The 25,769-nt window shown below is 61.5% G+C and carries 21 protein-coding genes and 3 pseudogenes; 12 read left to right on the top strand and 12 right to left on the bottom strand.

The window, feature by feature from the left end:
* The first annotated feature begins 62 nt into the window (after positions 1-62).
* Positions 63-974: a DMT family transporter gene (locus HBR93_RS14595; RefSeq protein WP_057437865.1), complete on the top strand. Its 912-nt coding sequence runs from the start codon at positions 63-65 to the stop codon at positions 972-974.
* A 57-nt stretch (positions 975-1,031) separates the two neighbouring features.
* Here HBR93_RS14595 and norR read toward each other — a convergent pair whose 3' ends face one another.
* Complete coding sequence (gene norR / locus HBR93_RS14590) at positions 1,032-2,573, bottom strand: nitric oxide reductase transcriptional regulator NorR (RefSeq protein ID WP_057958352.1); 1,542 nt, start codon at positions 2,571-2,573, stop codon at positions 1,032-1,034.
* Positions 2,574-2,729: 156 nt separating this feature from the next.
* Between norR and hmpA the strand changes: the two genes are divergently transcribed.
* The 3 genes from hmpA (at position 2,730) to HBR93_RS14575 (ending at position 5,134) form a co-directional block, all read left to right on the top strand.
* Entirely contained in the window at positions 2,730-3,911 is a 1,182-nt protein-coding gene (hmpA, locus tag HBR93_RS14585) for an NO-inducible flavohemoprotein (protein ID WP_169960558.1), read from the top strand.
* A gap of 240 nt (positions 3,912-4,151) precedes the next feature.
* Positions 4,152-4,658 carry a disulfide bond formation protein B gene (locus HBR93_RS14580; protein ID WP_115127460.1) on the top strand — a complete coding sequence of 169 codons (507 nt, stop codon included), beginning with the start codon at positions 4,152-4,154 and terminating at the stop codon, positions 4,656-4,658.
* Between the two features lie 155 nt (positions 4,659-4,813).
* On the top strand, positions 4,814-5,134 hold the full coding sequence (locus HBR93_RS14575; RefSeq protein ID WP_162947692.1) for a hypothetical protein: 321 nt from the start codon (positions 4,814-4,816) through the stop codon (positions 5,132-5,134).
* A 77-nt stretch (positions 5,135-5,211) separates the two neighbouring features.
* On the opposite strand, the pseudogene HBR93_RS27155 reads toward HBR93_RS14575, so the two are convergent.
* A pseudogene (locus HBR93_RS27155) lies at positions 5,212-5,426 on the bottom strand (hypothetical protein).
* A 27-nt stretch (positions 5,427-5,453) separates the two neighbouring features.
* On the opposite strand from HBR93_RS27155, the gene cyoA reads away from it, so the two are divergent.
* From cyoA to cyoE, 5 genes are read left to right on the top strand one after another with little or no spacing between them, the layout of a single operon-like run.
* Entirely contained in the window at positions 5,454-6,392 is a 939-nt protein-coding gene (cyoA, locus tag HBR93_RS14570) for a ubiquinol oxidase subunit II (protein WP_029300208.1), read from the top strand.
* Between the two features lie 3 nt (positions 6,393-6,395).
* A complete protein-coding gene (gene cyoB / locus HBR93_RS14565) occupies positions 6,396-8,414 on the top strand; it encodes a cytochrome o ubiquinol oxidase subunit I (protein ID WP_057444528.1) in 2,019 nt (672 codons plus the stop codon).
* A gap of 3 nt (positions 8,415-8,417) precedes the next feature.
* Positions 8,418-9,044: a cytochrome o ubiquinol oxidase subunit III gene (gene cyoC, locus HBR93_RS14560; protein WP_038446230.1), complete on the top strand. Its 627-nt coding sequence runs from the start codon at positions 8,418-8,420 to the stop codon at positions 9,042-9,044.
* Positions 9,044-9,379 (top strand): cytochrome o ubiquinol oxidase subunit IV, encoded by a 336-nt coding sequence (gene cyoD / locus HBR93_RS14555; protein ID WP_029300215.1) that lies wholly within the window; start codon positions 9,044-9,046, stop codon positions 9,377-9,379. Before cyoC ends, cyoD begins: the two co-directional genes overlap by 1 nt.
* Positions 9,380-9,390: 11 nt before the next feature.
* Positions 9,391-10,278 carry a heme o synthase gene (gene cyoE, locus HBR93_RS14550; protein WP_029300217.1) on the top strand — a complete coding sequence of 296 codons (888 nt, stop codon included), beginning with the start codon at positions 9,391-9,393 and terminating at the stop codon, positions 10,276-10,278.
* Between the two features lie 653 nt (positions 10,279-10,931).
* On the opposite strand, the gene HBR93_RS14545 is transcribed toward cyoE, so the two are convergent.
* From HBR93_RS14545 to HBR93_RS14510, 8 genes and pseudogenes are all read right to left on the bottom strand, one after another.
* Positions 10,932-11,636 (bottom strand): hypothetical protein, encoded by a 705-nt coding sequence (locus HBR93_RS14545; protein WP_169960557.1) that lies wholly within the window; start codon positions 11,634-11,636, stop codon positions 10,932-10,934.
* Between the two features lie 108 nt (positions 11,637-11,744).
* Positions 11,745-12,662, bottom strand: coding sequence for a GTP-binding protein (locus HBR93_RS14540; protein WP_057960594.1), 918 nt, complete (start codon positions 12,660-12,662; stop codon positions 11,745-11,747).
* Positions 12,659-14,395 (bottom strand): amidohydrolase, encoded by a 1,737-nt coding sequence (locus HBR93_RS14535; RefSeq protein WP_120731706.1) that lies wholly within the window; start codon positions 14,393-14,395, stop codon positions 12,659-12,661. The genes HBR93_RS14540 and HBR93_RS14535 overlap by 4 nt, the downstream gene beginning before the upstream one ends.
* A 132-nt stretch (positions 14,396-14,527) precedes the next feature.
* Complete coding sequence (locus tag HBR93_RS14530) at positions 14,528-15,709, bottom strand: aminotransferase class I/II-fold pyridoxal phosphate-dependent enzyme (RefSeq protein WP_120731708.1); 1,182 nt, start codon at positions 15,707-15,709, stop codon at positions 14,528-14,530.
* Positions 15,710-15,730: 21 nt separating this feature from the next.
* A complete protein-coding gene (locus tag HBR93_RS14525) occupies positions 15,731-16,420 on the bottom strand; it encodes an ABC transporter permease subunit (RefSeq protein ID WP_057437876.1) in 690 nt (229 codons plus the stop codon).
* A gap of 12 nt (positions 16,421-16,432) precedes the next feature.
* The gene (locus HBR93_RS14520) at positions 16,433-17,146 is read right to left on the bottom strand and encodes an ABC transporter permease subunit (protein WP_057437878.1); all 714 of its coding nucleotides are present in this window, start codon (positions 17,144-17,146) and stop codon (positions 16,433-16,435) included.
* An 18-nt stretch (positions 17,147-17,164) separates the two neighbouring features.
* A complete protein-coding gene (locus HBR93_RS14515) occupies positions 17,165-17,938 on the bottom strand; it encodes a transporter substrate-binding domain-containing protein (protein ID WP_120731709.1) in 774 nt (257 codons plus the stop codon).
* A gap of 47 nt (positions 17,939-17,985) precedes the next feature.
* Positions 17,986-18,750: pseudogene (locus HBR93_RS14510) on the bottom strand (ATP-binding cassette domain-containing protein); the annotation flags it as partial.
* A gap of 252 nt (positions 18,751-19,002) precedes the next feature.
* Here HBR93_RS14510 and HBR93_RS14505 point away from each other — a divergent pair.
* From HBR93_RS14505 to HBR93_RS14495, 3 genes are all read left to right on the top strand, one after another.
* Positions 19,003-19,887 carry a LysR substrate-binding domain-containing protein gene (locus tag HBR93_RS14505; RefSeq protein ID WP_057960590.1) on the top strand — a complete coding sequence of 295 codons (885 nt, stop codon included), beginning with the start codon at positions 19,003-19,005 and terminating at the stop codon, positions 19,885-19,887.
* Positions 19,888-20,005: 118 nt separating this feature from the next.
* Complete coding sequence (locus HBR93_RS14500; protein ID WP_169960556.1) at positions 20,006-21,613, top strand: 5-guanidino-2-oxopentanoate decarboxylase; 1,608 nt, start codon at positions 20,006-20,008, stop codon at positions 21,611-21,613.
* Between the two features lie 164 nt (positions 21,614-21,777).
* Positions 21,778-23,811 carry a c-type cytochrome gene (locus HBR93_RS14495; RefSeq protein ID WP_120731713.1) on the top strand — a complete coding sequence of 678 codons (2,034 nt, stop codon included), beginning with the start codon at positions 21,778-21,780 and terminating at the stop codon, positions 23,809-23,811.
* Between the two features lie 185 nt (positions 23,812-23,996).
* Here HBR93_RS14495 and HBR93_RS14490 read toward each other — a convergent pair.
* Both HBR93_RS14490 and HBR93_RS14485 read right to left on the bottom strand, forming a co-directional pair.
* Positions 23,997-24,122: pseudogene (locus tag HBR93_RS14490) on the bottom strand (XRE family transcriptional regulator); the annotation flags it as partial.
* Positions 24,095-25,363 carry an aspartate aminotransferase family protein gene (locus HBR93_RS14485; RefSeq protein ID WP_169960555.1) on the bottom strand — a complete coding sequence of 423 codons (1,269 nt, stop codon included), beginning with the start codon at positions 25,361-25,363 and terminating at the stop codon, positions 24,095-24,097. The gene HBR93_RS14485 and the pseudogene HBR93_RS14490, both read right to left, overlap by 28 nt.
* Positions 25,364-25,769 lie beyond the last annotated feature (406 nt).

Here is a 25,769-nt window from a genome sequence, read left to right as displayed (position 1 = left end):
GAATCTGCAAGTGCCCAGCAGCAAGGCGGGGTGAAACTGTGGCTCAACCACCGGAGTGCGCCATGAACCTATCCCTGTATTTACTGACCGTGCTGATCTGGGGCACCACCTGGATTGCCCTCAAGTGGCAATTGGGCGTGGTGGAAATTCCGGTCTCGATCGTCTATCGCTTCGGCCTGGCGGCACTGGTGCTGTTTGGGCTGCTGTTGCTCAGCCGCAAATTGCAGGTGATGAACCGTCGGGGTCACCTGATCTGCCTGGCCCAGGGCTTGTGCCTGTTTTGTGTGAACTTCATGTGCTTCCTCACGGCCAGCCAGTGGATCCCCAGTGGCCTGGTGGCCGTGGTGTTCTCCACCGCGACACTGTGGAATGCGTTGAATGCGCGGGTGTTCTTTGGCCAGAAAGTTGCGCGCAATGTACTGCTGGGCGGCGGCCTTGGGTTGCTGGGGCTGGGGCTGCTGTTCTGGCCTGAACTGGTCGGGCATACCGCTAGCCCCGAAACACTGTTGGGCCTGGGCCTGGCGCTGCTGGGCACCCTGTGTTTCTCGGCAGGCAATATGTTGTCGAGCCTGCAACAGAAAGCCGGGCTCAGGCCGTTGACCACCAACGCCTGGGGCATGGCCTATGGCGCGTCGATGCTGGCGCTGTACTGCGTGGTCCAGGGCATTCCCTTTGAGATGGAGTGGAACACCCGCTATATCGGTTCGCTGCTGTACCTGGTGATCCCCGGTTCGGTGATTGGCTTTACCGCGTACCTGACCCTGGTCGGCCGCATGGGCCCGGAGCGGGCGGCGTATTGCACGGTGCTGTTCCCGGTGGTGGCATTGAACGTCTCGGCGCTATTCGAGGGCTACCAATGGAGCGCCCCGGCGCTGGCCGGGTTGGTATTGGTGATGCTGGGGAATGTGCTGGTGTTTCGTAAGCCCAGGGCGGTTGCGCCTGTGAGCCCGCTTTTGCAACCGAAGCAAACCTAATGTGTAAGAAGATCTAATGTGGGAGCAGGCAGGCCAGCTCCCACAGTGTGATCCGCGTTACTTCAGGCCCAGGCGCTTGGCCATGCGCCCCAGGTTGGCGCGGTCCAGGCCCAGTTCGCGGGCGGCGCTGGCCCAGTTGTGCTGGTGGCGCTCCAGGCAGGCGCTGATCACTTGCCTTTGGTAGTGCTCGGTGGCCTGGCGCAGATCGCCAGTCACCACGGGGATTTCGCCAGGCTCCTCTATCAAGGGCGCAGAGTCATTGGGCAAGTCCAGGTCTTTGGCACTGAGGCTGAGGATCTTCGGCCGCTCGCGACAATTGCCCAGGGCCTTCAACGCGCTGCGGCCGATCAGGTGTTCCAGCTCGCGCACATTCCCGGGCCAGCCATAAGCCAATAATGCCGCCTGGGCATCGCTGGTCAGGCGCAGGCTGCCCAGGCCCATGCGTGAACGGTTCTGTTCGAGGAAAAATCCGGCCAGCAACAACACATCGCGCCCGCGTTCACGCAGGGCCGGCACTTGCAGGGGGTACACGCTCAAGCGGTGATAGAAGTCGGCGCGGTAGCGGCCGTTGCGCACCTCGGCGGCCAGGTCGCGGTTGGTGGCGGCGATCAGGCGCACGTCCACTTGATGCTCCTTATCCGAACCCAGCCGCTGCAACTGCCCGCTTTGCAGGACGCGTAACAGCTTGGCCTGGACCGTCAGTGACAACTCTCCCACTTCGTCGAGGAATAGGGTGCCGCCGTTGGCCAATTCAAACTTGCCCCGACGCTCGTTCAGCGCGCCGGTAAACGCGCCGCGCACGTGGCCGAACAGCTCGCTTTCCACCAGGGTTTCCGGGAGGGCGGCGCAGTTGAGGCTGATCAGCGGCTTCTCCGCGCGGGGCGAGGCAGCGTGGATGGCCTGGGCCACCAGCTCCTTGCCGACCCCGGTTTCACCGGTGATCAACACGGTCAGGTCGCTGCCGCCCACCAGTTTGATTTCTTCCACCAGGCGCTTGTGGGTCTTGCTCTGGCCGATCATTTCCTTGTGCTGCTGGCCGCTGGCCTGGCGATAGATTTCCGCACGCTGGTGTTCGTCTTCGGCGCGCAGGGCCAGGTGCTCCATGCGTTCGGCCACATTGACCGTAGCGGCGGCGAGGCTGGCGAAGGCCTGCAAGGCGTCCAGTTCGACCCGGTCAAACCGCTCGGTGTCCAGGGCATCCAGGGTCAGCAGGCCCCAGGGATGGTCGTCGACAAACAGCGGGCAGCCCATGCAGTCGTGGACCTCCAGATGCCCGTGCAGGCCATCGACCAGGCCGTCGTAGGGGTCGGGCAGTTCGCTGTCGCTGTCAAAGCGGGTCGGGCCGGGGCTGCTCAGCAGCACGGCGAAGCGCGGGTGTTCGCTGATCTTGAAGCGCCGGCCCAGGGTGTCCGGGCTCAGGCCGTCCACAGCCAGGGGTACCAGCCATTCGCCGTCCAGGCGCAACAGCGCGGCGGCATCACAGGGCAGCAGGGTGCGCATGGCTTGCAGCAGGCGTCGGTAACGCTCGCCTTCCGGCAGTTCACGGGACAGGTCAGCCACCAGTGGCAGCAGGGTGGTGAGCAGGGAATGTGCAGTCATAATGACTCCTTGTAGTCCTAATGACTATAAGGTGTATGAAGTCATATTGACTATGTTTAATTTAAGTTCTTGATAATAAAGGGTTTATTAGTTGGCATGAATACTGACTGCTACAGGGTAATCATTCAGAAGCCTTAAAGGCTCAGGAGTCTCCCCATGCTTAGCGTTCAAGACCGTGCCATCATCAAGTCCACTGTGCCGCTGCTCGAAAGCGGTGGCGAAGCCCTGATCACCCACTTCTACCGCATGATGCTCTCCGAGTACCCCGAAGTGCGCCCGCTGTTCAACCAGGCCCACCAGGCCAGCGGCGACCAGCCCCGCGCCCTGGCCAATGGCGTGCTGATGTACGCCCGGCATATCGACCAACTGGATCAGTTGGGCGACCTGGTGGCCAAGATCATCAACAAGCACGTGGCCCTGCAAATCCTCCCGGAGCACTACCCGATTGTCGGCAACTGCCTGCTGCGGGCGATTTCCGAGGTGCTGGGTGACGAAATCGCCACCCCAGAAGTGATGAGCGCGTGGGGCGCGGCTTATGGTCAGTTGGCCGACATCCTGATCGGCGCAGAAAGCGCCATCTACGACGAAAAAGCCCAGGCCGTTGGCGGCTGGCGCGGGGCGCGTGCGTTTCTGCTGGTCAAGCGTGTGGAGGAGAGCAGTGAAATCGTCTCCCTGTACTTTGCCCCGGTGGACAATGGCCCGATCCTCGCCGCCGAGCCCGGCCAGTACATCGGCTTGAAGCTGATCCTCGATGGCGAAGAAGTGCGCCGCAACTATTCATTGTCGGCGCGCACCGAAGCGGGCCTGTACCGCATCAGCGTCAAGCGTGAAGCGGGCGGGCGCGTGTCCAATTACCTGCATGACCAGATGCACGTGGGCGCGACCATCGACCTGTTCCCGCCATCGGGGGAATTCACCCTGGTGCCCAGCGACAAACCCCTGGTACTGATCAGCGGCGGGGTGGGCATCACCCCGACCTTGCCGATGCTGGAAGCGGCCTTGGCCACCGAGCGCCCGGTGCATTTTATCCACTGCGCACGCAATGGCGGCGTGCATGCGTTCCGCGATTGGGTCGATGCCCTGGCTGCGCGCCATCCGCAATTGCAGCGCTTTTACTGCTATGCCGAAGACGACGGCATCAGCCCGGCGGCGGACAAGCTCGGTTTGCTGACCCAGGAGCAACTGGCGGCGTGGTTGCCCGAAGAGCGTGATGTGGATGCCTACTTCCTGGGGCCGAAGGGTTTTATGAGCGCGATCAAGCGTCACCTCAAGGCTTTGGGTGTGCCTGAGAAGCAGAGCCGGTATGAGTTCTTTGGCCCGGCGGCGGCGCTGGAATAAGCGGCCGCTCTTCAACACCGTATTGGCCTCTTCGCGAGCAAGCCCGCTCCCACATTTGATCTGTGAATACATTCAAATGTGGGAGCGGGCTTGCTCGCGAAGAGGCCCGAAAGACCACCACATTAATGTGTCGTTAACCCGCCTGCGCCTAAGATTGCGACGCCTACTGCTAAATTTTCACCACCTGTGTGTAAACTTGCGGCCATTGGCATACCCATCATTAGGCAAAGGGAAACGGGGATGATTGACGAAATGCGGTTGGGCCGTGAGCGGCGCTTCCTGGTGTTGCTGGGCATCATCTGCCTGGCGCTGATTGGTGGCGCGCTTTATATGCAGATAGTGCTGGGCGAAGCGCCATGCCCTTTGTGCATCTTGCAACGCTATGCCTTGTTGCTGATTGCGCTCTTTGCCTTTATTGGCGCGGCCATGCGCACCCAGCGCAGTGTCACGGTCTTTGAAGTGCTGGTCGTGCTCAGCGCCCTCGGTGGTGTCGCTGCCGCCGGGCATCATGTGTACACCCAGTTCTATCCAACCATCAGTTGTGGCGTCGATGTGCTGCAGCCGATTGTCGATGACCTGCCCCTGGCGAAGATCTTCCCCTTGGGCTTCCAGGTTGATGGGTTCTGCAGTACCCCGTACCCGCCGGTCCTGGGCTTGTCCCTGGCCCAGTGGGCGCTGGTGGCGTTTGTGTTGACGGTGATCCTGGTGCCCCTGGGCATTTACCGTAATCGCAAGCAAAACGCTTAAATCGTCCTACAAAACGCCCCTGTCCTGCTGATGCAGGCAGGGGCGTTTTTGTGTGTGGGCATTTTGTGAAGGGGTCATGACGCTGGACAAGATTGGCTGCGCGCAACGTGCGACACGTTGTCACACTGAGGGCGCCGCAGGACATTTCATACCCCATGGCACAGCGCTTAATCGACCATGGGTTGGGCGCTTTTGCCTGTCATTTTCCACCCTGGCCGACCCCGCGCGCGGCGTGCTCTACAGAACATCCAGTGATGGGCGAATGCCTTGTTTTTAGCGGGCTTGCCTGGGGTTTGGCGACCCTGGAAGAGGTCTCTGGGTGCGACAGAATGGGCAATAACACGGCTTTTTTTGGGGTTTTTGTTGAGAATCAAACGCGATACGATCCCGAACCTTTGCAACAATGGCGCAGGATTATTGCTGGAAACGATAAAAATTATTTCTTTATAGGTCATGGTTTATACATCGCCAGCTAACTACAATCGCCCGCACTGAGTGTCCGGTGCTGCTCAACCCTGAGCAAATAGGGCGGTCGAGAGGCGGAAACAATGCTTCATGCGACCCCAGGTGCCGGCAGCCTTTCAACTATCCGCACCAAATGGAATTGGTCTGTAACAAGGCCTTTGACCAACGAAATCGAATAAGAATTCACCGCCAGACCTGGACGTGTCGATCAGCGCATGAAGCGCCGGGCAGGCCCTTATTCAATCGAAGAGAAATGCCAACCCTTGGCAGGGTGAAGTGTTGGCGATCAAAACCCAACTGCATTGCGCAAGCTGCTTTAGAGGTCGTGAGATGAGTAAAAACAGGTACACCCGATTACTAGGCATAGTGCCGCTTTTCGGCATGTTATTGCTGGGAGGCTGCAACTGGACGCTGCTCGACCCTGTGGGTCAGGTCGGCGTAGAGCAACGTAACCTGATCATCACGGCCACCTTGCTGATGCTGTTGGTCGTGGTGCCGGTGATCGTGATGACCTTCGCGTTCGCCTGGAAATACCGCGCGTCCAACACCAAGGCGACCTACGCGCCGAAGTGGTCGCACTCCACCAAGATTGAAATCGCGGTGTGGCTGGTACCTGTACTGATCATTATCGCCCTGGGTTACATCACCTATAAGTCGACCCACGAGCTGGACCCTTACCGTCCGCTGGAATCCGACGTGCCGCCAATCACTATCGAAGTGGTCGCGCTGGACTGGAAGTGGCTGTTCATCTATCCCGAGCAAGGGATCGCCACCGTCAACAAGATCGTGTTCCCGGCCAACACCCCGATCAACTTCAAAGTGACCTCGGATGCGGTGATGAACTCGTTCTTCATCCCGGGCCTGGGTGGCCAGATCTACGCGATGGCGGGCATGCAGACCAAGCTGCACCTGATTGCCAACCAGAACGCCGAGCTCGACGGTATCTCCGCCAACTACAGTGGCGCGGGCTTTACCGGCATGAAATTCAAAGCAATCGCCACCACCCAGGAAGACTTCAACGCCTGGGTACAAGAAGCCAAGAGCTCACCAAAACAGCTTGAAAAAGCTGAATACGAAGCCCTTGCCAAGCCAAGCCAGAACAACCCTGTAGAGCTGTACTCCTCGTACACGCCGGACCTGTTTCAGAAAATCATCGACAAGTATGAAGGGATGAAACCAGGCAAGCCGGTCAAGCACGAGAAGAAAGAAGTGGCTGCTGTGGAAGGGACGGACGCAAATTCGCATTCAGCTGCCGGGGCAGAGGAGTAAACGATGTTTGGTAAATTAAGTTGGGAAGCGGTCCCATTCCACGAGCCGATCGTGATGGTGACCATCGCCATGATCGCGCTGGGTGGTCTGGCACTGTTTGCGGCAATCACCTACTTCAAGAAGTGGACCTACCTGTGGACCGAGTGGCTGACGTCGGTCGACCACAAGAAAATCGGCGTGATGTACATCATCGTCGCCATGGTCATGCTGCTGCGTGGTTTTGCCGACGCCATCATGATGCGTACCCAGTTGGCCATGGCCACCGAGGGTTCGCCTGGCTACCTGCCGCCTGAACACTATGACCAGATCTTCACCGCCCACGGTGTGATCATGATCATCTTCATGGCGATGCCTTTCTTCACCGGCCTGATGAACCTGGCAGTGCCGTTGCAGATCGGTGCGCGTGACGTTGCGTTCCCGTTCCTCAACTCCCTGAGCTTCTGGCTGCTGGTTTCCGGCGTGGTGCTGATCAACCTGTCCCTGGGCGTCGGCGAATTCGCCAAGACCGGTTGGGTTGCCTATCCGCCGTTGTCGGGGCTGCAATACAGTCCGGGCGTGGGGATGGATTACTACATCTGGGCGCTCCAGCTATCCGGGTTAGGTACGACGCTGACGGGGGTCAACTTCCTGGCCACCGTGCTGAAAATGCGTACCCCAGGCATGAAGCTGATGGACATGCCGATCTTCACCTGGACCTGCACCTGGGCCAACGTCCTGATCGTGGCTTCGTTCCCGATCCTGACCGCTACCCTGGCACTGTTGACGCTTGACCGTTACATGGATTTCCACATTTTCACCAATGAACTTGGTGGCAATCCAATGATGTACGTGAACCTGTTCTGGGCATGGGGTCACCCTGAGGTGTACATCCTGATCCTGCCAGCGTTCGGTATCTTCTCCGAAGTGATCTCGACCTTTACCGGCAAGCGCCTGTTCGGTCACCACTCGATGGTCTACGCCTCGGGCGCGATCTCCGTACTGGGCTTCATGGTCTGGCTGCACCACTTCTTCACCATGGGTTCGGGGGCCAGCGTCAACGCCTTCTTCGGCCTGGCGACGATGCTGATTTCGATCCCGACGGGGGTGAAGCTATTCAACTGGCTGTTCACCATCTACCACGGCCGCCTGCGCTTCACCAGCCAGGTTCTGTGGACCCTGGGCTTCATGGTGACGTTCGCCATCGGCGGCATGACCGGCGTACTGCTGGCCATCCCGGGTGCTGACTTCGTGCTGCACAACAGCCTGTTCGTGATCGCGCACTTCCACAACGTGATCATCGGTGGTGCGGTATTCGGCTACATCGCTGGTTTCAGCTTCTACTTCCCGAAAGCGTTCGGCTTCAAGCTGCACGAAGGCTGGGGCAAGGCTGCGTTCTGGTTCTGGATCACCGGCTTCTTCGTCGCGTTCATGCCGCTCTATGCACTGGGCTTCATGGGCATGACCCGTCGTCTGAACGCCACTACCAACCCTGAGTGGGTGCCGTACCTGTACGTCGCCATGTTCGGTGCGGTGATGATCGCTGTCGGCATCGCCTGCCAGCTGATCCAGCTGTACGTGAGTATCCGTGACCGCAAGCAAAACGCCTGCGACTCCGGCGACCCATGGAATGCACACACCCTGGAATGGTCGACCTCGTCGCCACCGCCGTTCTACAACTTCGCTGTACTGCCGAAGGCCGAGACCATCGACCCGTTCACCGAAGCCAAGGAAAACGGTACTGCGTACCAGCGACCTGTGCGCTACGAACCGATCCACATGCCGAACAACACCGCCACTGGCGTGGTGATGGGCGCGCTGTTGACGGTCTTCGGTTTCGCGATGATCTGGCACATCTGGTGGCTGGCCATCGCTAGCCTGGCTGGCACCGTGATCTACTTCGTGATCCACGCGGCGCGTGATGATCAAGGCTACATGGTGCCGGTCGACGTGATCGAGCGCATCGAAGCCGAGCAGCACGCTCGCCTGGTAGCCGAGAAGAAGATTCCGGCCAACCGTGTTGAAACCTCGTTGGAACAGGCTTAAACCATGTCGAACTTAGTGACCAATGCTGGACACGCCCATGTCGATGACCATGGGCACGATGACCATCACCACGACTCGGGCGAGATGACCGTATACGGTTTCTGGCTCTACCTGATGACCGACTGCATCCTGTTTGCGTCGATCTTCGCGGTGTACGCGGTACTGGTAAACAACGTAGCGGGTGGCCCGTCGGGCCACGACATCTTCGAACTGAATTACGTGCTGGGCGAAACCGCCTTGCTGCTGTTCAGTTCGATCACCTACGGCTTCGCCATGCTGGCGTTCTTCCGTGGCAACAAGGCAGGCGTGCTCAAGTGGCTGGGCCTGACCTTCCTGCTCGGCCTTGGCTTTATCGCCATGGAGATCAACGAGTTCCACCTGCTGATCTCCGAAGGCTACGGCCCTAGCCGTTCCGGCTTCCTGTCGGCGTTCTTCACCCTGGTCGGTACCCACGGTCTGCACGTAACCGCCGGTCTGATCTGGATGGCGATCATGATGTACCAGGTCAACAAGCATGGCCTGACGTCGACCAACAAGACCCGCCTGAGCTGCCTGAGCCTGTTCTGGCACTTCCTGGACGTGGTCTGGATCTGCGTCTTCACCGTTGTCTACTTGATGGGGACTCTGTAATGGCTAATGCACACTCCCATGACAGCCATGATGCGAGCCACGGCAGCGTAAAGTCTTACGCTATCGGCTTCATCCTGTCGGTGATCCTGACGATCATCCCGTTCGGCCTGGTGATGTACCCAACCTTGCCGAAGGCCACGACACTGGCCATCGTGCTGTTGTTCGCGGTGATTCAGGTGGTTGTCCACCTGTATTACTTCCTGCACCTGGATCGCTCCCAGGCCCAGCGCAACAACGTGATTGCGTTTGTGTTCACGGCCATTGTGATCCTGCTGCTGGTTGGCCTGTCGTTGTGGATCATGTTCAGCATCCACACCTACATGATGGCGAAGTGAGGTAAGACCCGATGTCGCTTAAGCACTTTATCCAAATCACCAAACCGGGGATCATTTTCGGTAACGTGCTTTCTGTGGCAGGCGGTTTCTTCCTGGCCTCCAAGGGGCATGTCGATCTGGCCATCTTCCTGGCGGCAATGATCGGCACTTCCCTTGTTGTGGCGTCCGGTTGCGTGTTCAACAACTGCATCGACCGTGACATCGATATCAAGATGGAGCGCACCAAGAATCGCGTGCTGGTCCAGGGCCTTATCTCCCTGAAACTGGCACTGATCTTCGCGACCGTCCTCGGTGTTGCCGGCGTGGCATTGCTGTACACGGTGGCCAATCCGCTGGCGGCGTTGTTTGCCGTGATCGGTTTTGTCATCTACGTCGGCCTCTACAGCCTGTACCTCAAGCGCAAGTCGGTTCACGGCACGTTGGTGGGCAGCCTGTCGGGGGCGATGCCGCCGGTGATTGGTTATGTGGCTGTGACCAATAGCTTCGACATGGCTGCGCTGGTGCTGCTGGTGATGTTCAGCCTGTGGCAGATGCCGCACTCCTACGCCATTGCGATCTTCCGTTTCAACGACTACCTGGCGGCTTCGATTCCGGTATTGCCGGTCAAGCGTGGCATCCAGGTGGCGAAGAAACACATCCTGCTGTACATCCTGGCCTTCCTTGTGGCGACCTTGATGTTGACCTTCAGTGGGTATGCCGGCATGAGCTACCTCGCCGTCGCCGCGGCCATGGGCATGTACTGGTTGTACATGGCCTGGACCGGCTACAAGGCGGTGGATGACACTGTCTGGGCGCGTAAGTTGTTTGTCTTCTCGATCTTCACCATTACGGCTTTGAGCGTGATGATGTCCCTGGATTTCCAGGTGCCGAAAGAGTTGTTGCTGACTTACGCCCACTGAGTTGGGATGTCATGAAAAGCCCCGCCTTTGAGAGAAGAGCGGGGCTTTTTTGTGGGGTGGGGGTTGGTATGGGTACATATCCATTTCTGCGGTAACGGCGGCTATTGGTTCCGCTCTTACAGCGGGTCACTTTTGGAAAAGAGCCCCAAAAGTAACCAAAAGGGCTCTTGCCCCACCACTCGGTGCCTCGCCTAGGCTCGGCATGCCCGCAGTCAGGCATTGCTCCGTGGGCCCGCCGCGATCGGCCATCCATGGCCGTGTCGCGGCTACCCCGGCATCCATGCCGGGGTGCCCACTGCGCAATACCTGCCTGCGGCCATCGTGGTTTAACGGGGCGCCTGAGATCAAGATCAAAAGCCAGATCAAAAGCAGAGCAACAGCAACAGCAACAGCAAAGCCAGAGCGCGAAGCTGCCTTCCCCTGTGGGAGCTGGCTTGCCTGCGATGGCGGCAGGTCAGTCAATAGATTTATCGACTGATACAGCGTGGCCACCCAAATCAATGTCGGATGAGGGGCATGCCGAGTCTAGGCGAGGCACCGAGTGGTGGGGCAAGAGTGTTTTGCTTACTTTCGCGCTCTACAAAAGTGAGCCGCTGTAAGAGCGGAACCAATAGCCGCCATTACAAAAAAACGGATATGTACTCAATCAAGACCTATTGCTGAGCAATGCTATACCCAGCAAACGCTGTCTGCTGTTGCAGCGCCGTCACAATACTCTTGCGCGTCAAAGGCTGCTCGGCACCGGAGTTATCCACAAAGCTTTCACTCTCAAGCTCCGCCTCATCCCCTTCACCCACAAAACTAAAGCCCAAAAACTCCAGCGCCTCGCGGTCAACATTGAGCTTGGAGCGCGGCGTGCGCATCGGCAGGGTCACGCTGATCCCGTCCTTGCTGATCACAAATACCTCAACTTCCTTCTTCGCCCGCGCAGCCTTGCCCTTGCCGGCGCTCGGGTTGCTGATGGCCTGGTGGGTCTGGTTCAACACCTTGAGCGCCAGGCCATACACCAGTTCCTGGAACTCGGGGTCGTCCTTGAAGCTGGAAAGGATTCGGCTGATCGAAAACTTGCTGCTCAGGTCTTCCAGGGCTGCGTTGTCGGCGGCTTCGGCGTCTTTGAGCTGCTTGAGCTGGCCCATCAGGTCATAGGCCTGGTCATCGTCAAAGGCATCGTGGGCCTGGCGGATGGCGACGCGCAATTCGCGGATCTGGTCGCTTTCCTTGGAGGTGTGGAACGCGTCCAGCACCATTTCACTGATGTTCTTGGCCGCTGGCACATGCTGTGAAAGATTGATGGCGTTTTCGTATTCAGCTTTGGACTGCAAAGTGACTACGGATTCTTCAGTACGGGAATCTGACATTGAAATTTCACTACTTCTGTAAGCGGGGAGACGGGAAAAACGTCGGGCATTTTCAAGGGCCGGGGTAGCAAGGTCAAGGCGGCACTCTGCCTTCATCGTCATCCGCGCTTACAGTTCCTGCATCTCCTGCAATTGCGCCTCCAGCGTTTCCCGCAGCCCGCTATCCCGTCGGGCGATAAACACCAGTTGCGCCGAATCCTGCGCGTGCTCGCCGCTGGCCAGGCTGAACTGGCTGCGGTTGCCCACATGTTGCAACCAGAAGGGTTGCTCATTGCCCTGTAAATGCACCAGGCCTTTAAGGCGGAACAAGTCCTTGGGCAGTTGCCCCAGCCAATCGCGCAGGGCTTTGGCCGGCAGGGCCTGGGTGGCTTGCCAGGTCCAGCTTTCGAACAGTTCGTGGTGCGGCGTCGGCACGGGAGTGAAGCCGTTGCGCGGGGTGCGCTCGCCCAGCAGCAGGGCATCGGGGATCTGCGCCTGCACGGTGCTGATCACGCGTGTGCGGGCACCGATAGTTGCGCGCAGGCTTTGCAGTTCGGCGGCGCTGACCAGGTCGGCTTTGTTCAGCAGCACCAGGTCGGCACAGGCCACCTGAGCCCGGGACAAGCGTGCGAACTCACCCTCCAGGGCGCCATAGCCGCTGGCGTCCACCAGGGTGATCACCGTATCCAGATGCAGGTGCGCCTTGAGCTGCGGATAACCCAGGGTTTGCACAATGCGTTGCGGGTCGGACACACCGCTGCACTCGATGACGATACGGTCCAGGCGGGGGCGCAGTTGGCTCAGGCTCACCAGTTGCGCCAGCAGGTCCTCTTGCACGGTGCAGCAGATGCAGCCGTTCTGCAGGCTGAACACGGCGTCGGTGACTTCGGCGATGATCGCCGCATCGATGTTCAGCTCGCCGAAGTCATTGACGATCACCGCCATGCGCCCATGTTGCGGCTGCTGGGCGATGCGGTTGAGCAGGGTGGTCTTGCCTGCGCCGAGAAAACCCGAAACTACCGTGACTGCAATGCTCTCGCTATTCATTCGATCACCGGCGGCAGGCCTTGCCACACGGCTTGCAGCGCCGTGCCTTCAAAGGTGTTGAGACGGTCGTACACCGGCCGACCATCGACCAGGGTCAGCAGCACCTGGGTCTGGTGGATGTAGTTGCGCGCCGGCTGGGCGAACAGGTCGCGGTCGATCACGATCAGGTCGGCGCACTTACCCACTTCCAGGCTGCCGGTGGAGTGCTCCAGGCCCATGGCGTGGGCGCCGTTGAGGGTCGCCACTTGCAGTGCCTGTTCCAGGGTGATCGGCTCGCCGAAGCAGTCCGGTTCCTGGTTCCAGGGGTTCTGCCGGGTGACCATGGTTTCCAGGGCCAGCCACGGGTCAATCGAGGCCACCGGCCAGTCGGTGCCCATTACCGCCAGGCCGCCTTCGGCCAGCACACCTTTGAAGTCGTAGATGCGCTTGAGGCGCTCGGCGCCATAACCGGAGCGGGCGCCGCTGGCAAACGGCGTCGGGTACCAGGCCGCCGGGGAGAATTCGGCGATCACATTCAGCGCCTTGAAGCGCTTGAGGTTGCCCGGATGCAGCAAGGTGCTGTGGGCGCATTGGTGACGAATGCCGCTGTCACCGTTGACCCGCCGCGCTTCGGCGACCGCATCAAGGAATACATCGGAAGCGCCGTCGCCGGTGCAGTGAGCGATCACCCGCAGGCCACGGCGGTCCATGTCCACCACCATGTCGGTGATATGTTCCGGGGTCAGGTTGAGCTTGCCGCGCCAGGTGGAGTCGGCCGCCCAGGGGGTCATCAGGTACGAAGACTTGGGCTCCACGGTGCCGTCGAAGTGGAATTTCACCGCGTTGGCGTTCAGCCGCGCGCTGCGATAGTAGTGACGCTCGCCGCCGAGCAACTCCCAGCGCCGGCGCACCGGGAAGATATCGTCCTGCCAACTGATCGCGGCTTCCACGCGCAGGCTCAATTCGCCCGCATCGTCCAGCTCCTTGAGGGCGTCCAGGCGCCGCTCGCAGACGTGAACATACTTGGTCGCGGTAACGCCACGCGAGCTCTGGAAATGCACGCCGTCGCGATAGGCCCGGCGCAGCACCGCCACCGGGGTCGGCGGCATGGCCGCATGGATCAGCGCGTAGGCACCGTCGATCATCAGGCCGTTGGGCTCGCCGCTGAGTTCGTCGCGCTCCATATAGCCGTTGCGCGGGTCGGCGGTGTGGCGGTCGATGCCGGCCAGTTTCAAGGCGCAGGAGTTGACCATCATGGTCCCCCACATACGGTCCAGCAGCGCCACCGGGCGGTCCGGCATGATGCTGTCGAGCCATTCGCGCCCTGGGGTCAGCCCGGCTTCGCGGAAGGTGTAGCGCACCCAGTATTGGCCGTAGATCCAGCCATCGCCGGGGTGGGCATCGGCGTAGGCGTGGATCGCCGCCGCCAGTTGTTCGGGGGTGGGATCTTCGATGCCCACATCCAGGTCATCGCTGTAGCGTGGCGCCAGGGCGAGGTCGGGATGGGTGTGCATATCGTGCAGGCCGGGCATGCAGAATGCGCCCAGCAGATCATGCTGGCGGGTCTGCGGGCCGATCAGGTGTTGCAGGTCGGCGAATGTGCCGACTGCGATAAAACGTCCCCCGCGAATCGCCACCGCGTCGGCCCACGGCTGGGCCGGGTCGAGGGTGTAGAAGCGGCCGTGGTGCAGCACCAGGTCAGCGTGCTCGCCGACAACGGAGTGGGTGGAAGTGAATTGGTCGGAAGCGGTCACGGGGGAAACCTCAATATTCAGAAGCGGCGACGATCAAAGGGTGGGAGCTGGCTTGCCTGCGATGGCATCACCGCGGTGTGCCTGTGGGACCGAGTTGCCCGCATCGCGAGCACGCTCGCTCCCACATAAAGCTCAGCGGTTGGCGCGCAGGCCCTCGACAAACCCGGCAATCCGCTGGCAAGCGTCTTTGAGGGTGTCGTCGGCGACGGTAAAGGAGATGCGCACAAAGCCTTCGGCACTGGCGCCAAACGCCTGGGCATCGAGCACCGACACCCCGGTGGCGCGGAACAGCTGCCAGGCAAAGTCCATGCTCGACAGCCCGGTGCGGCGCACGTCCACCAGCATGAACATGCCGGCCTGTGGCACCCGGCAATCAAGGTCGGCGATGCCACCCAGGCCGGCCACCACCAGGTCGCGCCGGCGGCGATACACCGTGCGCGCGTCGCTCACCACCTCGTCATCCAGCTCCAGGGCCTTGATCGCCGCTTCCTGGATAAACCCGGGCAGGCCATAGAGCATGCACAGCAGCAGGTTATCCAGGTGGCCGACCAACGTGGTCGGCGCCACCACCCAGCCCACGCGCCAGCCGGTCATGGCGTGGGTTTTCGACAGGCTGTTGAGCACCACGGTGCGCTCGGCCATGCCTGGCAGCGAGGCAATGCTCAGGTGCGGCTGGTCGTAAGTGATCTGGCCGTAGACCTCATCGGAAATTACCCACAGGTCGTGCTCACGGGCGACTTCGGCCACCCACTCCAGCTCTTCACGGCTGTAGACGTTCCCGGTGGGGTTGCACGGCGTGGCCAGGGCAATGCCCCGGGTCTTGGCGGTAATGGCTTTTTCCAGGGCCGCGCGGGTCAGGCGAAAGCCGTTGGCTGCCGGTTGCTCGATGGTCGCGATGCGCGCACCGGAAGCGTGGATGCACGCCTCATAGGTCAGGTACATCGGCTCCGGCACCAGCACTTCGTCGCCATGGCTGAACAGGCACAGCGAGGTGGCGAACAGGCCGTTTTGCGCACCCGCCACCAGGGCCACGTTATCGGCGTGTACGGCGATGCCTTGCAGACGGCTTTGCTTGGCCGCAATCGCCTCGCGCAGGGCCGGTCGGCCGAGGACATGGGTGTAGTGAGTGTCGCCGGCGCGCAGGGCGTCGACGGCGGTTTCGCAAATGGCACTGGTGGTGGCGAAGTCGGGATCGCCGACGCTCAACACAATCACATCTTCGCCACGGCCACGGGCTTCGACGGCCGCGTAGTGAATATCCCAGGCGCTGACGGACTCGCCACTAATGCGCTCGACAAACGGTGAATAACGCATCCTTGTTCTCCTAAAATTGATTCAAGCCTGGCGCTGCGGGACTTTGCCCCAGCGCGAGAAGACGTGTTCGATCACGAACGCCAGGACAATGTAGATCACCGCCACGGCCAACAGTGGTTCATACACCCGCAGCGTCTGCGCCCGCACCAGGTTGGCGGCGCCGAGCAGGTCGGTGACGGCCACGGTGGAGGCCAGGGCGGTCGCCTTGAGCAGCAACACGGTCTCGCCCACCAGGGTCGGCTTCACCAGCTCCAGGGCCCGTGGCAACCAGACCCGGCGCAGCACCATCAGGCGCTTCATGCCAAACGCCCGCGCCGCTTCCAGCTCGCCCCGTGGCACCGCACGCAGGGCGCCGCGCAGCACTTCGCCGACATACGCGCCGACACACAGAATCAGGGCCAGGGCCACGTACCAGAAGCCTTCACGCAAGTACGGCCAGAGGAAGCTGCCGCGAATCAGCGGGTAGCTGGCAAACACGCTGCCCACGCCGTAATACAGGATGTAGATCTGCACCAGCAGCGGCGTGCCTCGGAACACCGCGGTATAGGCGCGCAACGGCCCACTGATCAGCGGGTTGGACGACAAGCGCCCCAAGGCCACCAGCACCGCCAGCAAAAAGCCAAACACCCCGGACAAGGCCAGCAACTTCAGGGTGATACCCAGGCCGTGCAGCAGCTCGTTGCCAAAACTGTTGATCCATGAAAAGTCCATCGGCTGCGCTCCTTAGTGCTGCGGCATCCAGCGGTTGATCCGTCGCTCGAACACCCGGAAGGCGCCGTTGGAAATCAGGGTGATGATGAAATACACCGCCGCCACCGCCAGGTAGAACACCAGATAATGCTTGGTGGAGCCGGCCGCCTGTTTGCCCACCGAGAGCAACTCGCTGTAGCCGACGATGCTGATCAGCGCGCTGTCCTTGACCAGCACCAGCCACAGGTTCGACAGGCCGGCCATGGCAAACGGCAACATGCTCGGCAGCAACACCCGGCGCACCAGCAGCCAGCGCTCGATGCCAAAGGCCCGCGCCGCTTCCAGCTGGCCGACGGGAATGGCCTGGATCGCGCCGCGAATGATCTCCGCGGAGTACGCGCCCTGAACGATGCCCAGCACCAGCACGGCGGCGATAAAACCGTTGACCGTCACGCTGTCGCGGCCCATGGCGGCCATCGCCATATTCAGCAGGTCGGTGCCGGCGTAATACAGCAGCAAAATCAGCAGCAGCTCCGGCACCGCGCGGTACAGCGTGGTGTACAGGTTGGCCAGGCGCACCATCCAGCGTGGGCCCTTGAGCTTGATCATGGCCACCAGCAAACCGATGCCCAGGCCCAGCACAAAAGCCCCGGCGGAAATCTGCAAGGTCACCACCGCGCCCTGGAGCAGCGCGTTGAGCCAGCCGTCGGCGACGAACAACTGGGTGAGTTCGGACAAAGAAATCATGGCGCGTTCCGTTGGACGTTATTGCGCGGAAATATCGACGCTGAAATAGCGGCTGCGAATTTTGTCGTAGGTGCCGTCGGCCTTGATCGCCGCCAACGCGGTGTTGAGCTGCTCGCGCAGGCTGTCGTCGCCCTTGCGCACGGCGGCACCGATACCGGAACCGAACAACGGGTCTTTGGGCGCCAGGCCCTTGTCAGCCAGGCCACTGCCGGCATTGGACTTGAGCATCGGCTCGATGGTCAGCGCGTCGGCCAGCATCACGTCGATACGCCCGCTTTGCAGGTCGGCGGTCATGTCGTCCTGGGTGTTGTAGTAGCGCAGGGTCGAGCCCTTGGCGTAGTAGGCCTTGAGGTAGGTGGCGTTGGAGGTTGAGCCCTGCACACCAATCAACTTGCCCTTGAGACCTTCGGGGGTGGTGACCAGGTCCAGGCTTTTGTCGGCGACCCACATGGCCGGGGTCTGGTAGTAGGGGGCGGTAAAGGCGATGACCTTTTCGCGCTCTTCGGTGATGCTCAGGGAGTTGAGGATCACGTCGATCTGGCTCGATTGCAGCGCCGGGATCAAACCGTCCCAGGACACTTCCTTGAGCGGGCATTGGGCTTGCAGGCGTTCGCACAGGGCCTTGATCAGGTCAGGTTCGAAACCGCTCCAGGCGCCATTGCCGGCTTTTTCGGAGAACGGCGGGTAGGGTTCCAGGGCGATGCCGAACACTATTTTTTCGGCGGCCACTGCACTGTGGGAAAGCACGGCGAGCACGCAGCCGGCGGCGAGGGATTTCAGAGAGTTATGCATGGCTTGACCCTTTCGAAGTTATTGTTTTGAAGGATGGAAGCGGCAGTTCAAACGCGATTGTCCTGGGCCATGACGAACTGGCGGCAACGCTCGCTGGTGGGGTTCTGGAAGACTTGCTGGGGCGTGCCTTCTTCTTCAACCAATCCCTGGTGCAAAAACATGACCTTGCTCGATACATCCCGGGCAAACGCCATTTCGTGGGTGACGAGGATCATGGTGCGGCCTTCTTCGGCGATGCCCTGGATCACCTTCAGCACTTCGCCGACCAACTCCGGGTCGAGGGCCGAGGTGGGTTCATCCATCAGCAATACACGCGGGCGCATGGCCAGGGCGCGGGCGATGGCCACGCGCTGTTGCTGACCACCGGAGAGGAAGGCCGGGAAGGTATCGCGCTTGCTCGCCAGGCCGACTTTTTCCAGCAGGTGCTCGGCGTGGGCGATGGCGTCCTTGCGGTCTTCACCCAGCACATACACCGGTGCTTCGATGACATTTTCCAGCACGGTGCGGTGGGGCCACAGGTTGAAGCTCTGGAACACCATGCCCAGTTGCGTGCGCAGGCGTGCCACCTGGTCGGGATCGGCGATCAGCGGGTTGCCGGCGCGGTCCTTTTTCAGGCGCACTTCTTCGCCATTGATGCGCAGGCTGCCGCTGCATGGGATCTCCAGCAGGTTGATGCAACGCAGCAGGGTGCTTTTGCCCGAACCGCTGGAGCCGATCAGCGACACCACATCGCCTTCGTTGGCGCGCAGGGAAATGCCTTTGAGAACATGGTGCGCGGCATAGCTCTTGTGCAGAGCATCAATGGCGACCACCGGGGTGACTGGGTTCAAGGGTTATCCCTCTTTATTTTTGTAGATGAGGCAGTTTTCTGCAGGAGCCGGCTCCTGCGCAAAGCTGCACAGGCATGCAGTGATGAGGATCGAGAATAGCCACTGGCCACATGAGGTCAATCGAGCATTTTTCGCTCGGTATTGAAATTTAATTCAACTGTCCCGCTTGCTGGTGGCTATGTCTGACGGCTGATTCCGGCTATGGTGCGGGTATCTTCGAGCAGGTGAACATCCATGCGTTACCCCTCCATGACCGCTTTGCGGGCGCTGGACGCGGTGGCCCGGCTGGGCAGCGTGTCCGAGGCAGCCGCCGAGCTGAACCTCACCCCCAGCGCCATCAGCCACCAGATCAAAAGCCTGGAACAGACCCTGGGGTTTGCCCTGACCGAGCGCACCGGGCGCAACATCCGCATCACCTGGCAGGGCGAGCGCTATGCTCGGGATATCCACGGGCTGCTGGCCAATATCCTTGAAGCCGGGCAGCGTTTCGATGGCCAGCAGGTCAGCGGGCGCCTGTGTATCAGCAGCCCGGCGGGGTTTGCCACCTATTGGCTGTGCACCCATATCGCCGACTTCCAGGCACTTTATCCACAGGTCGAACTGCACCTGATATCACCGCGCACCCCGGACGACACCAGCGACCACGGCGCCGACCTGTTTATCGCCTACGGCATGGGCGACTGGCCTAACCAGCATGTGCAGAAGATCGTCTCGCTGCGTTATTTCCCGGTGTGCAGCCCACGCCTGGTCAACACCATGGGCGGCCTGAAGAACCCGGAACACCTGGCCGGCGCACCGCTGCTGCATATGATCGACTACTCCGACTGGCGCGTATGGCTGGCCGCCGCCGGGGCGCCGAATGTGGATGTGCAGCGTGGCATCGTGTTTGCCGATGCGCACTTTGTGCAGTCGGCGTGCATCGCCGGCCAGGGCATCGCCATGGGCGACAACCTGATCAGCGGCGAGGCCCTGGCCCGGGGCTTGCTGGTGCGGCCGTTCGAGACCGAGATCGAATCCAACCGTGGTTATTACCTGGTGGCTGATCACCAGAAAGTCGAGCGCCCGGTGGTGCAGGCGTTTGGCGAGTGGGTGAAGTCGCAGCTGGGTGGCGGGCTGTAGTGCGCGGCAATCCGTGAATTTTTTTTGCCAATGGTCGGCAAATTTTTTGCTTGTCCGCCCTCGGAGCGCCCCCTAAGGTCTGACCAATCGACACAGAACAATAAGAAGGAAATGAGCAATGACCACCTGTGCCCAGTCCCTGGTTCGCCTGCTGGAAGGTTATGGGGTAGATACCGTGTTCGGCATCCCCGGTGTGCACACCGTCGAGCTCTATCGCGGCCTGCATGGCAGCCGTCTGCGGCATGTCAGCCCGCGCCATGAGCAGGGCGCCGGGTTTATGGCCGACGGCTACGCCCGCGCCAGTGGCAAGCCGGGCGTGTGTTTCATCATCACCGGTCCCGGCATGACCAATATTCTGACCGCCATGGGCCAGGCCTATGCCGACTCGGTGCCGATGCTGGTGATTTCCACCACCAACCGCCGCGAACATCTGCGCCTGGGCCACGGGCATCTGCACGAGCTGCCGGACCAGCGGGCGATGGTCGCCGGTGTGTGTGCCTTCAGCCATACCCTGCAATCACCGGAGCAATTGCCGGAACTGCTGGCCCGCGCCTTCGCCGTGTTCAAGTGCGCGCGCCCGCGCCCGGTGCATCTGGAAATCCCCCTGGATGTGCTGGAGATGCCGGCCATCGACCTCAACCTGATGCCCCGCAGCCTGCCCGGCGCCCCGGCTCCGGCGCCGGCCTCGCTGCGGGCGGCGGTGAGCCTGCTCAATGAAGCGCGGCGGCCGCTGATCCTCGCCGGCGGCGGCGCCCGTGATTGCGCCGAAGTGTTGCAGCAACTGGCCGAACGCCTGCAAGCGCCGGTGGCCCTGACCACCAATGCCCGTGGCCTGCTGCCCATGGGGCACCCGCTGTTGCTGGACGGCGTGCAGTCGTCCAGGCATGGCCGCTCGTTGTTTGACGAGGCCGATGTGATCCTCGCCGTGGGCACTGAATTGGGAGAAACCGACTACGACTTCTTCGGCCTTGGCCCACTGAAATTCAAGGCACCGCTGATCCGCCTGGATATCGACCCGATGCAAGTCATGGGCGTGCAACGCGCCCATGTCGGGCTGCTGGGCGATGCCCGCGAAGGCTTGCAGGCGTTGCTGGCTGCGGTCAGCCCGCCAGCGCCGAGCGGGCGTTGGGCACAGGACAGCGTGCAGCGCGTCAACCGTCTGGAACGCGAGAGCTGGAACGCCAAGCAACAGGGGCTGCAAGGCTTGCTGGACCTGCTGCGCGACAGCCTGGTCGACCCGCTGATCGTTGGCGATTCGACCCAGCCGGTGTACCAGGGCGCGGTGGGCTACCAAGCGCCGGCGGCCAACAGTTGGTTCAACGCCGGCACCGGCTACGGCACCCTCGGCTACGGATTGCCAGCGGCGATCGGTGCCAAGCTGGCCAAGCCTGAACGGCCAGTGGTGGCACTGGTCGGCGATGGCGGCCTGCAGTTTGCCAGCAACGAACTGATCGCGGCCCGTGAGGCCGGCATCGGTGTGATCCTGGTGGTGTGGAATAACCAGTGCTACGGCGAGATCCGGGACTATATGCAGGCCCGGGAAATCGCGCCGCTGGGGGTGGATATCCTGACCCCGGACTTTGCCGCGATGGCCCGCAGCTGCCACGTCGCCTATCACACGGCCGACACGCCACAGGCCTTGCACGGGTTGTTGCAAACCCTGGTCGATAGCCGTCAACCGGTGATGATCGAGCTCGACGCCGCGCACTACCTGCAAAACGCCTGAACCGCCCTCGGCCTGATCCATATCAACGGGCTCCCCTCGAAAATCCGCTACAACAAACCGGGGCTTACAAAGCCCCGGTTGTCCGCCTGATGACCTCATAAAAACGCAGACAAACCTGTACCCAGGGGCCAACCCCCAGGCCAGGTTATTAAAGGAATAATGCGATGGCCCTTTCTCTGTCACGTTTGGCCTGGATGGGGGCGACGCTGTGTCTTGCGCTTCCCCTGCACGCCAACGAACCCGCCAAACCCGATACCGAACTGATTGCCCAGGGCAAATACGTTGCCCAACTGGGTGACTGCATCGCCTGCCACACCGCCAAGCAAGGCCCCGAGATGGCGGGTGGCCTGGAGCTGAGCACGCCCATGGGCATCATCTACTCCAGCAACATCACCCCGGACCGCGAGACCGGGATTGGTGCCTATACCTTCGAACAGTTCGACCGTGTGATGCGTGAAGGCGTGACGCCGGCGGGTATGAACCTGTACCCGGCGATGCCGTATCCGTCCTACGCGAAGATGAGCGAAGAGGACATGCGTGCCTTGTTCGCCTACCTGATGCACGCCGTCGAGCCGGTGAAACAGGCCAACCTCGAAGCCGACATGGGCTTCCCGTTCAACCAGCGCTGGGGCCTGGCGTTGTGGAATTTCATGTTCCTCGACAAGCAACCGTTCCAGCCCGACCCGGCCCGGGATGCCGTGCTCAACCGGGGCGCCTATCTGGTCCAGGGCCTCGGCCACTGTGGCTCGTGCCACACCCCGCGCGGTATCGCCTTCCAGGAAAAAGCCATGAGCGACGCCGGCAGCAGCGGCGAGCATTACCTGGGCGGGGAAACCGTCGAGCATTGGCGCGCCTTGAGCCTGCGCAACCTGTGGACGGTGCAAGACACCGTGCAACTGCTCAAGACCGGGCAGAACCGCTTTGCCACGGTATCGGGCAACATGGTGGACGTGATCCGGCACAGCACCCAGCACTTCACGGATGCTGACCTGACGGCCATTGCGACCTATCTCAAATCCCTGCCACCGGGCAAGGATGACCTGCCGATGCCGGCCGTCGCCAAAGGCCCGGCCGAACTGCCCAAGGACTTGTTCACCAGCCGTGGCGGTTTGGGCTATATGCAGTTCTGCAGCGATTGCCACCGCAGCGATGGCGCGGGCGTGAAGGGCCTGTTCCCGGCATTGGCCGGCAACACCGGCGTGGTTGCCAGCAACCCGACCTCGTTGCTGCACATCACCCTGACCGGTTGGGAAACCGCCGAGACCGCCGCCCATCCACGGGTCTACACCATGCCGGGCTTTGCCAGGCTTGCGAACAACGAAGTGGCGGAAATCCTCACCTTTGTGCGCACACGCTGGGGCAACGAAGGCACGCCGATCAGCACCGCCCAGGTGAAGAAAATGCGTGACCAACTCAACCCGGTGAGCACCGACTCCTCGGCGTTCGAGACGCCGCGCCTGGCCAACCTGCTGGCAGCATCCAATGCCGATCAAGTGGTCCGCGGCATGCGCCTGCACCTGCAGACCAAGGAACTGCTGCCAGACAATGTCGGCAACGCGCTGAACTGCACCAGTTGCCATCTCAACGCTGGCACCGTGGCGGATGGCTCGCCGTTTGTGGGCGTGTCGGCCTTCTTCCCCAGCTACGCCCCACGTGCCGGCAAGGTGGTGAGCCTGGAGGAGCGCATCAACGGCTGCTTCCGCCGCTCGATGAACGGCAAGCCAATACCGCCTCAATCGGCGGATATGCAGGCGATGGTGGCGTACTTCGACTGGATGAAAAACAACACCAAGCCCGAGGATAAAGTCCCTGGCCGTGGTGTCGGCAAGATCGACCCGGCCATCAAGCCCGACCTGGCCAATGGCGAGCAGGTCTACGCCAAGCAATGCGCGGTGTGCCACGGCAGCGACGGCGAGGGCCTGGCCCGTGCCGACGGCAGCCTGGTGTACCCACCGTTGTGGGGCGACCAGTCCTTCAACATCGGCGCTGGCATGGCCCGCACCTACACGGCGGCCGCGTTCGTCAAACGCAATATGCCGATCGGCTTCCACGAGAAATTCCCGTTGGGCCAGGGCGGCTTGTCGGACCAGGAAGCGGTAGACGTTGCCGCCTACTTCTCGCAAAAGCCACGCCCGGACTTCCCGGACAAGGTGAAGGACTGGCCGAACGGCGGTAAGCCGGTGGACGCGCGTTACTGACCTCAACCCTGTAGGGGCCGACTTGTCGGCTCCTACAGCGCCAGCCTGAATTCCCGGCTCATCCGTATACCCAGGGCGTTGGCCAATGTCGGCCATTGGCGATCCGCAGGTGGCCGTCGTATTGGACGTGCGCCGCCCAATGTTCTGCCTGGAGCAATCAGTATCCGTTGCCAATCGACACCTTTGGCGGCGATATGGGCTATGTCCGGTTCCAAACCCAGTACCTGCAGCACAGACAGGCCGAGGGTGACACCCGCAGCGCCTCGCTCCAGAGCCCGCAGGGTCATCTGCGACATGCCGGCGCGTCGAGCTGTGCCAGGCATTTCTCCAGAATATCCAAGCCTTCCTCCAACACCGCCGGCTCGATGGTCAGCGGGGCCAGTAAGCGGATGATATGCCGGGCCTTGCCGCTGGGCATCAGCAGCAATCCTGCGTCGCGGGCCAGGTTCAGCAGTTGTTGGAGTTGGGCGCTGGCTGGGCTGCCGTCGGGGTTGACCAACTCGATACCGCGCATGGCGCCGACGCCGGTCAGGCGGCCGAGGTAGGGCGAGAGTTTTTCAGACTGCCAGGCGGCATGACGCCGGGTGATCGCGGCTTCCTGTTGTTCGCCCCAGGTTTGCAGGTGTTCGTCGCTCATCACATCCAGGGTGGCCAGGGCGGCCGCGCAGGCGATCGGGTTGCCGGAATAGGTGCCGCCCAGGCCGCCTTTGGGCAGGTTGTCCAGCAAGGCCTTACGCCCGACCACCGCGCCCAGGGGCACGCCGCCGGCGATGCTTTTGCCCAGCAGGATCAGGTCGGGTTCGATGCCCAGGCGTGAGAAGGCGAAACGCTGGCCAGTGCGGCCAAAGCCGGATTGGATTTCGTCGGCGATCAGCAGGATGCCGTGTTCATCGCACAGGCGCCGCAGGGCTCTGGCGAAGGGAATGTCGAGGGCCAGGAAGCCGGCTTCTCCCTGCACCGGTTCGAGGATGAAACAGGCCACGTCGGCGATGTCGATTTCGACGCTGAACAGGCGCTCCATGGCTTTGAGTGCATCGTCTGTGGTCACGCCATTGTCTGCGCTGGGGTAGGGCAGGTGATAAACCGGGCCGGGTAGCACGCCGACTTTTTGCTTGTAGGGCGCCACCTTGCCGTTGAGGTTGAGGGTGGCCAGGGTGCGCCCGTGGAAGCCGCCGTCAAAAGCAATCACGGCGGTGCGGCCGGTGGCGCCACGGACGATCTTCAGTGCGTTCTCGGCGGCTTCGGCGCCGCTGTTGGTCAGCATGCCGCTGACCGGGTAAGCCACCGGGATAAAGGCGCTGAGGCGCTCCATCAACTGGATATAGGGCGCGTGCGGCGCGGCGTTGAAGGCGTAATGGGTGAGCCGGGTAGCCTGCTCGCGAATCGCCTCGACCACAGCCGGGTGGCAATGGCCGAGGTTGAGCACGCCAATGCCGCCGACAAAGTCGATATAGCGCTTGCCCTCGGTGTCCCAGACTTCGGCGTTGCGCCCGTGGCTCAGGCAGATGGGATGGACGATGGAAATCGACTGGCTGATGGTTTCGTGGCTCATGGATCACGGGCTCGCAAAGGGGCGGTTTGCGCCTATCTAAGCCGCGAGCGCGGTGGCCCGGCAAACGAAATAAAGTCGCCGGGTCATTCGCAAAAATCGGGATGTGGCAATGGCTTTGCGGTGGGAGTGGGCTTGCCCGCGATGGTGGTGTATCAGTCAGCAGATGGGTTGGTTGATTTGGTTGTTGGGGATGTGTACATATCCGTTGCTGCGGTCACGGCCACTTAGGGTTCCGCCCTTACGGCGGCTCACTTTGGAAGAGCGCCAAAGTAAGCAAAGCGCTCTTGCCGGTATGACTCACCCACATGGGTTACAAATCAGTTCACGCACATAGGTAACAGTTATTAACTGGCAGGGTCGATTTTGTGAGGATCTGACCATGCCCTGGGAAGAGCTGAAACCTATG

Origin of the sequence: Pseudomonas sp. WS 5411 (assembly GCF_012985595.1) — a bacterium.
Classification (GTDB): domain Bacteria; phylum Pseudomonadota; class Gammaproteobacteria; order Pseudomonadales; family Pseudomonadaceae; genus Aquipseudomonas; species Aquipseudomonas shahriarae.
This window is presented reverse-complemented; position numbering and strand designations above follow the sequence as displayed.